The organism is Maribacter sp., from assembly GCF_016744255.1.
Lineage (GTDB): Bacteria > Bacteroidota > Bacteroidia > Flavobacteriales > Flavobacteriaceae > Maribacter_B.
This window is the reverse complement of record NZ_JADGES010000044.1, coordinates 18,023-27,332: the sequence shown is the minus strand read 5'-3', so window position 1 is coordinate 27,332 and position 9,310 is coordinate 18,023. Positions and strand designations below refer to the sequence as shown.

At 33.9% G+C, this 9,310-nt stretch carries 4 protein-coding genes; 2 read left to right on the top strand and 2 right to left on the bottom strand.

Features of this window, described 5'->3' with window-relative positions; genetic code table 11:
• Positions 1–85: 85 nt before the first annotated feature.
• Positions 86–835: a DeoR/GlpR family DNA-binding transcription regulator gene (locus QZZ51_RS09190; protein ID WP_291868930.1), complete on the bottom strand. Its 750-nt coding sequence runs from the start codon at positions 833–835 to the stop codon at positions 86–88.
• 209 nt (positions 836–1,044) lie between these two features.
• Between QZZ51_RS09190 and QZZ51_RS09185 the strand changes: the two genes are divergently transcribed.
• Positions 1,045–4,023: a SusC/RagA family TonB-linked outer membrane protein gene (locus QZZ51_RS09185; protein WP_291868929.1), complete on the top strand. Its 2,979-nt coding sequence runs from the start codon at positions 1,045–1,047 to the stop codon at positions 4,021–4,023.
• Between the two features lie 10 nt (positions 4,024–4,033).
• Positions 4,034–5,368, top strand: a complete 1,335-nt coding sequence (locus QZZ51_RS09180; RefSeq protein ID WP_291868927.1) for a RagB/SusD family nutrient uptake outer membrane protein — start codon at positions 4,034–4,036, stop codon at positions 5,366–5,368.
• Between the two features lie 325 nt (positions 5,369–5,693).
• On the opposite strand, the gene QZZ51_RS09175 is transcribed toward QZZ51_RS09180, so the two are convergent.
• Complete coding sequence (locus tag QZZ51_RS09175; RefSeq protein WP_291868925.1) at positions 5,694–9,026, bottom strand: glycoside hydrolase family 2 TIM barrel-domain containing protein; 3,333 nt, start codon at positions 9,024–9,026, stop codon at positions 5,694–5,696.
• Positions 9,027–9,310: the final 284 nt, after the last annotated feature.

Genomic DNA, 9,310 nt, shown 5'->3' with positions numbered 1-9,310 from the left:
TTGATTTGATGCTAAAAGGGAATCAATAGTGATTTCTAATGTTTTTTTTGCATTGTCATTAGACCAGAATCTAACCTCTAGTGCTTTACAATAAATTAATCCCTGTTTCCCTAAAATCATCTAAAAGAGGGTCATTTGGGTCTAACTCAGTAATCATCGTAGAAACATCACTAAGTTCACATGTTTTGTAACGGTTTTGTGAGTTTAATTTCTCTGAAATAGTAAGCAATACGGTATTTTTAGAAGCCTGCACAACAGTCATCTTCACCTGAACACTTTCCCAATCAAACTCCGTCAGCCCATATGTTGCATCTACATATCCGGTGCCTATAAATCCATAATCTACTTTTATCTTTGAAATGTTATGAATTGCATGGCCACCTGATGCTATTTGCGACTCTTTTGCCATAGTTCCTCCAATCAAAATAACTTCCAATTTCGGTTTTTTGCATAATTCCATAGCAATGGGAAGACTTAGTGTAAAACAGGTTAAGCTCATTTTCGCAGGTATAATCCTTGCAAGTTCAAGACATGTTGTACCACCATGTATCAGGATTACATGACCATTTCTCAATAGTTTCACCGCTTTTTCTGCTATAGCTGTTTTTTTTGCAATAGCATAAACCTTGTCATGCTGAGAAGTATTGTTAACGTATCCTAAAGAAATAGCCCCGCCATGTACCTTTTTTAATTTTTTCTCTGAATCCAATTGAATTACGTCTCTTCTAACAGTATCAACAGATACATTAAGAACTTCCGAGATATCCGTTAATAATATCCTATTATGTAGAGCTACCTCATTAAGGATTAATTGATGTCTTTCTTCTTTAAGCATTGAATTACGAATATTTTCTAATATCTAATCAAATATAGCATGAATTTGCAATATTACACAAGATACGAATAACATCTTGCTGTTTTTTGCAAAAAAAAACCGCATAAACCGACATAGTTTAAAAATTTTATTAATTTTACAATGATAAGCAATTCTTCCATCTCATGGAAGTCTTTGAAAATCAAACTAATAACTTAACTCAAAACTATATGAAAAAAAGACGTTTTATTAAAAAAAACAAAGTAGCAAGACTGATACTCTTTATGCTCTTAACCTCTACCACTTTGGCCTTTGGACAAACACAAGAGTATAATTTTGCAGGAAATGTTACCAGTGGAGGTCAAGATTTTCCTGTCCCTGGCACTTCCATATTTCTAGACAACACTACCTATGGTGGAGTTTCTGATTTTGATGGAAACTACTCTTTTAAGGCTAATTTAGAGCCAGGAGAGCATACCTTAATAGCAAGCTACATAGGCTATTCTACCAAAAGAATTAAAATAACCTTAGCTTCTTCTAATGAACTAAATACGGATATTGCTCTTACCGAAGATTTATTAAGCTTGGATGAGATTGTGGTTACTGGTAATATCGTAGGTGTTAACAAAAGAACACTTGGAAACTCAATATCCTCAGTAAAGTCTGAAGATCTAGTGAACAATGGGGCTACTGCGGTAGATCAAGCCATTTCAGGTAAAACAACAGGAGCTTTAGTTCAGCAAAATTCTGGAGATCCTGCGGGAGGCATCAGTATAAGACTTAGAGGGCCAAGTACTGTTTTAGGAAGCTCGGACCCACTATATATCTTAGATGGTATTATCATAAGTAACTCTAGTAATCAACTAGTAGACCTTGGTGGTAATGCACAAAACCGTCTATCAGATTTAAATCCAAATGATGTAGAGCGCATTGAAATTATTAAAGGTGCAGCCGCAGCCGCTATTTATGGCTCTAGAGCAAGTAATGGTGTGGTTCAGATATTCACTAAAAAAGGAAAGTCTGGCGCTCCTCGTTTTAGTTTTTCAACAAATGTAAAAATTAATGAACTACGAAAGAAAATTGACTATAATACAGCTCCCTTAGCATGGGAAGATCCATTTGATAGAACAAACCTTAATACAGTACCTGTAAAGAGGTATGATTTACAGGATGGCTTCTTTGGATCAGGATTTGGAGTTGAAAACTATTTTTCAATGAACGGAGGTAGTGACAAGACGTCTTATTTTCTATCTACTTCACATCTTAATAATGAAGGTATTATAAAAAATACCGACTACCAACGAATTGGGTTCAAGTTAAATCTTACACAAAAGGCGTTCGAATGGTTAACAATAAACGCTGGTCTAAACTACGTTAGGAGCCAAAGTAACGACATACCTAATGGTGGAATTAATTCGGCCTACGGAGCTATTACAGGATTTGTTTTTAGTGACAACTCTGTTAACCCTTATCCAAACGAATCAGGAATATACCCTGTTACTTCCTTATTGGTTCCGCGAACGAACCCTTTGGAAGCTGTTAATAGGTTCGATTTTGGACAAAAAGTAAATCGTTTTATTACTAGTGTTGCTTTAGATGCTAAAATAAACGATAAGCTATCTGCAAGTTATACTTTGGGGTTAGATTATTTTAACCAATCTGCAAACGGATTTATTCCAATAAATAATACTTCACCCAATGCAAATGGTTTTGCTAGAAAGTCTGATTTAAATAATTTTCAATATAACAGCGACCTGAATTTTTCTTATAAGTTAGATTTGAATGAGTCAATTTCTTCAAACACCACAGTTGGGGGATCATGGCAATATGAAGAATTTGATCGTTTAGGCATAAGTGCAGACGGTTTATCACCAATTGTAGAAATTGCCGAAAGTGGTAGTATTTTAACTCAGGGAGAAGCTAGATCTCAAATATCATATTGGGGTTCATTTTTACAGCAGTCATTCAGTTTTAAAAATAAACTTTATATAAATGGAGCGATACGGGTAGATGGCGCTTCTACTTTTGGTGAAGATCAGCGTAATCAATTATATGCAAAAGCAAGTGTATCTTATGTTGCTTCTGAGGAAGAATTTTGGCAGAATACATTCGGAGACACCTTTAGCACTTTTAAATTACGTGGCTCTTGGGGTCAGGCAGGGAATCTTACTGCTCTTTCTGCTTTTCAACGTTTCACATTATATGATCCATCTGCAATAAATGGTTCCCCTGGCCTTATTCCAAATACACAACAGGGTGATTTAGACATAGCACCGGAGCGACAAGAAGAAATTGAATTTGGTTTCGATGCTGGTTTTCTTAACAATCGTTTAGGAGTTGAGCTTACATATTACAAGCAAGATGTTAGTGATCTTCTTCTTCCTAGAGAACTTTCTCCTTCTACAGGGTTCGCTTCGAGAATTGAAAACGTAGGCAATTTAGAAAACAAAGGGATTGAACTCTTACTGAAAGGATCCCCTATAAAGTCGAATGATTTTTCTTGGAATGTTACTGCAACATATTCAAAAAACAAAAATGTTGTGACAAAAGTAGCAGGAGGTGGTCAATTTGCCTTGGCAGGGAGTTTTGCTACAAATTACGTTATAGAAGGAGAGCCATTAGGAGTGTTCTTTCGCCAATTCTATGCTAGAGATTCTGACGGAAGTATTTCACTTGACGACAATGGATATCCATTTAGAGGAACTACTGAAGATGGCCTATCATCTAAAGTTATTGGAGACCCAAACCCAGAATGGTTCGGATCATTAATCAATGAATTTAGTTATAAAAACCTTAATTTAAGAATTCAAATCGATGCCGTTCAAGGTTATGATATATTCAATTGGAATCGTCGTCTATTAGACAATGTAATTTTTGGTGGCGGCTCAAATGTTGGTCAAGAATTATCAGGCAATAGACCTAAAGGTTATGGTGGCGCCCAAGCCGGAATATTCGAAGAATATGTTGAAGATGGTTCTTTCTTCAAATTAAGAGAATTATCCCTTAGCTACAATATAAAAGAGCCTTTCAAAGCTGTAGATAATATAAAAATAAGCCTAGTAGGTAGAAACTTAATTTCATGGGATGATTATAGTGGTTGGGATCCTGAAATAAATACAGCTGGACAAAGTAACGGTGTCAGAGGTTTTGATTTTGCAGGAGTACCAATCCCTAAAACATACCAATTAGGCCTAAATATCAATTTCTAAAAGTCTTACAATGAAAAAATACATGATAAATAAAATCTTATTCGCCTTTATTTTTATTTGGGCCTTAAATTCTTGTGATACCGATTTTGAAAATCCAAATTCCGCTACTGCAGATGAAACATTCTCTTCTAGAGAAGGAATTTTAGCAGCAGCTGTAGGTATGCAACAACTGTACTCTACATCAGGAATACGCTGGATGGTCGAAACTCCAGCAATAACAACCAGAGAAGGAGGAATTACCACTACTTTTCAAAACATGATTGAATTAGAAGACGGAGGCTCTGCCTTACCTAATTTCAATGGTAATATCCAAAAACTTTGGTCCACTATGTTACGGGTGATTAAGGTCTCTGAGGATATAGAGGTAAATGCCACAAACATTAACCTTGAAGCAGGGTCTCAAAGCGGATTAATAGCACACGCAAAACTGTTCAAGGCTTTAGCTATAGGATGCCTTGCGCAAAACTATGAGCAAGTCATTGTCCAAACTAATAACGATAATATGGCCGATTTTGTGACGCGTGAAGTTGCATTTGAGACTGTTATAACATTATTAAATGAAGCGAAGGCAGCTATTACGGCCGATCCCATATCAGCCGAATTTACAAATTCTGTAACTCTTGGGAATATTAATATACCTAATACAATAAACGCATTATTAGCGAGGTATAACTTATTTAATGGTAACTACACTGCTGCTATATCAGCTGCTAATGATGTGGATTTATCATCAACATCAGCTTTTGTTTATGATTCTCAAAACTTGAATCCAATCTGGAGTAGAGTATTTTTAAATGGAGCTCCTAGTTTTAAGCCAAGAGATAACTTTGGACTTCCTGTAGAATTCATTTTCGACCCAGCAGATGGCAGACTTTCTTTCTACTTAGTACCATTAGATGAAACAAATCAAAATGGTCTTCCTATTGAAGATTTAGCTGGTTTTTTCAATGTAAATACGGGTAGTATTCCCCTGTACATACCTGATGAGATGAATCTAATTATTGCTGAGGCAAACCTAAGAAAAAGTTCCCCTGATGTTGTAGCTGCAATAGCTGCTATTAACGAAGTGCTTACCGATACAGATGACCCTTTTCTAATTAATGCAAATTTAGCACCATATGCTGGCGATAGCACTGTAGATGCTCTATTAGATGAAGTATATAAAAACCGTAGAGCTGAGCTTTTCCTAACAGGTCTTAGCCTTGAGGACAGCAGACGATTCAATAGACCTACACCTAGCGGTACATCTATGAACTTCGGAGAAGAAAGGAATAGAAATTTTTACCCTTACCCTGACACCGAAAGAAATAGTAATCCGAACACACCAAATGACCCAAATATATAATAAAGGTTTTTTTGAATTAGTTTAGCAGATAAAGGTCTACAATTTGTTATAAATTGTAGACCTTTTATTTTATAGTTACTCGACTAAATAAACTTATGAATAATGAGATATTGAACAAACTTTAAAAAGATAAGTGATATTTTTTAACAACACCAGACTACTTTAAAATACTAAGGTCTATTACGCCAATGGAAAAATGAAACCAGAATAAATTAACCACATAATTAATAATAGAAGTTTAAAAAATTTCCTTGCCTTTTAAAAATTAAAACACATTTCTTTCTACCTAATTTTAAAAAAAACTTTTTTTTAAACACAAATCAAACTAATAAGTCTTGTTATTCTTTATAAAATCATTTTTTGTACTATTCAGAAAAGGAATTAAAAAGAAACTATAAGTGTGCTTTACTTGCCCATTAATTAAATATTTTTCTTGAGGTTTTGAGTACCAACTATCATCTCCTGCAACACCTCGTTGGTCTAAATCTATATTTAACTGAATTAAATCTTTTTCTTTAATATGGATTGTATGCTTACTTGAGTTCACTTCTGGAATACCATCTATTTGGTATTCTTTATCTACATCATTATTTGCATCATAAGCTAAATTAGAAGTCGTATCAAAATCCTCATTTGGCATATGTAAGGCACTAATTCCAAAACCTTTTTTCTTATCCTTTGTAACAATTAAAAGCCCATTGTTCTGATCATTAGAAAGTGCCGCCCATCTCACATCTGTTTTATATCCATTCTCTTGAGGGCGGATGTAAGGAACATATTGATCCTTTACTTTTGATTCATAGACATCTATAAAGGCTGAAGCCTTTCTGTCTTTATAATTTTCCCATGGACCACGCCCAAAATAAGTTAAATTATCATATTGTTTTGGCATTTGCATGCGCATCCCAATACGGGGAATATCTGCCTTATATGTTGTTTCATTTAAAACATTGGATATACCAATAACTCCATTACCATAAATATTATAAATAGAACTGAAAGTTGTTTCTACTCCAGGTAACTCATACGTTATTTGCAATTTAATCTGTCCTTTGTCTATTTTGTTATACTCAAAATTTGAAACTTTTGAATATAAAGAAGCTTTTTTCCATTCTATATTTTTAAGGTGCATTTTACTTCCAAAATCATTATCTGTTACAGCCCGCCAAAAATTAGGCTTAGGACCTCTACCATCTTTTAGCAATTGATTCCCCATAAATACATACGAAATTAGACGACCTTGTTTTTTATCAAAAACCATGGCAACCCCTTCATTATAAATGGTAAGGATGTTTTCTTCATTTTTAACTTTTAAATCTGATTTTACGCCTATTTCTAGAGGAACTCTTTTAAATTTTTCAGACAAAGGAATTTGTTCATGTGCTACTTCAAATCCTTTTGGTAAAAGCCCCCATTTTTCTTTTGTAAATGCTGATATTTCAACAAAATACTCTGTATTTTCTTTATAAGTAACACCGTCAAGATCTATTCTAATAAGCTTCCCTGTATGGGTTTCTACTGAAATATCTTTAATCTCTATGGTTTTTAGTATTTCTCCATCGGCCTTTATTTTTGCAGTAAAATTAAACTGATCTAGATTAGTGAAATCATATAAATTCTCTATTAAAACACGTAGTTCCTTATACTTATTTATTCCCTTGTCTTTAAAATTGATGTACTCGTGTGCTTTTTTTACCTCATAAAGAGCTGGTTGCGGCGTTCGATCCGGAAATACTATACCATTATTTAAAAAAGAATTATCAGTTGGCATATTTTCTCCATAATCCCCTCCATAAGCATAATATCGTTCTCCTTTTTCATTAGTTTTCCATATAGATTGGTCTACCCAGTCCCAAATAAAACCTCCTTGTAAATTGTCATATTGCTCTATAATATCCCAATAATCCTGAAAATTCCCTGTACTATTCCCCATAGCATGTGCATATTCACTAGGTATATATGGTCTGTCTGTTTTTGATTCTCCGATAGCTCTAAAAGTTCCTGGTGATGGGTATTGCGGAGCAAGTATATCCGTATTCCTATCCATATCATAGATACTACCATCATAATCCTTGTATGGTCGCTCGTATTGTACAGGACGCTTACTTTTATCATTTGCCTTTATAGCATCATAGCCTTTAAAAAAGTTTACACCATTCCCTGCCTCATTCCCCATAGACCAGATGATTATCGAAGGATAGTTTTTATGGCGTTCTACCATATCTACCATTCTTGCCAAATGAGCTTTTTCCCATTCTTGCTTTTTTGCCAATGAGTATTTGCCATAGTACATTCCGTGCGATTCTATATTCGCTTCATCAACTACATAAATACCATATTCATTACACAACTCATAAAACCTATCTGCCCTAGGATAATGACTTAATCTTACGGCATTAATATTATTTTCTTTCCATAATCTTATATCTTTTAACATTAATTCTTCACTCATTACATGCCCTGTTTCTGGGTCTGCTTCTTGTGTATTTACTCCTTTTAATGTAATACGTTCCCCGTTTACTAAAAGGAGTCCGTTTTTAATCTCAACAGATCTAAAGCCTATTTTTTTTGAAATAGATTCTAAAATTTTTCCTTTATTATTTTTTAAACTTAAGTGTAACCTGTATAAATTAGGGTGCTCTGCACTCCATTGTTTTACATTCTTAATTGTTGTATTAAAATCAAGAGAGTTACTTTCTGCATTTTCTATTTCGAACTTTTTAGAGCCAGAAGTTACTAGTATATTACCGTCATTATAAATCTCATAAGATAGTTGAGCCTTCTTCTTTTTCTTATGATGATTTTTAATATCAACCGAAATATTTAATAATCCATTTTCATAAGCATTATCTAAAACAGATACGACCTCAAAGTCTTGAATTCTAGTTTTTGGTTGGGCATACAGATAAACGCTTCGTTCAATACCGCTAATTCTCCAAAAATCTTGACACTCCAAATAAGAACCGTCTGTCCATCTATAAACCTGTAATGCTATTACATTTTTACCCGTTTTTAAATACGGTGTAATATTAAATTCCGCTGGAAGTTTACTTCCTTGTGAGTAGCCTACATACTTACCATTTAACCAAACAAAACCACCAGATTTCATTGCTCCGATGTGAAGAAAAATCTCTTTATCTACCACCCATGAGTTACCTATATTAAATTCTCTACGATAAGAACCTACAGGATTATAATCATGAGGTACTTGCCCTGGTTTTTTTGGGTACACTCGATCCACAAACTCAATTTCCTCAGAAACAGGTGCTTTATAATCTGCAAACTCATATTGATGGTTTACATAAATGGGAATACCGTAACCTTCTACTTCCCAATTGGAAGGAACTTTTATAGTATCCCAACCATCCACATTTGCATCTAATTTGTAAAAATATAAAGGTCTTTCATCTGGTTTTCTTACCCACTTAAATTTCCACAAGCCATCTAGCAAAAGATGGCTATCCGCTTTGACAATATTTCCTTTTAAGACATTTTTTTCATTGGTAAAAGAATAAAATCCAGAGTGGGCTTCTTCCTTATTTTCGGAAATCATCTGGGGGTTTTCTATATAATTGTATATATCTCCCGAATATTCTTGCGCATTCAGTGATAGAATTGTCACATAAAAAATTACACTTGTGAAAATTGATTTTTTCATATACACTTATGAGATTATACTTATTTTTAACTATAAGTAAATAATGATTATTATTTTTAGCAACGACTAACTTCTTCCTTTTCTATTTTTTATAACCAATAAAGTATGTCTACATCTTTAATGCTCTCTTAACATTCAGACCAGTTCTACAAGCAAGTGTTATATCAAAACTACCGTTCCTAATTTCTTTTAAAAAACAGCCATAATTAGGAGATACTTTAATATCTGAACCTAAAAACATATAAGATAACTAGATATTTTACCTTTCCACATTAAAATATGAC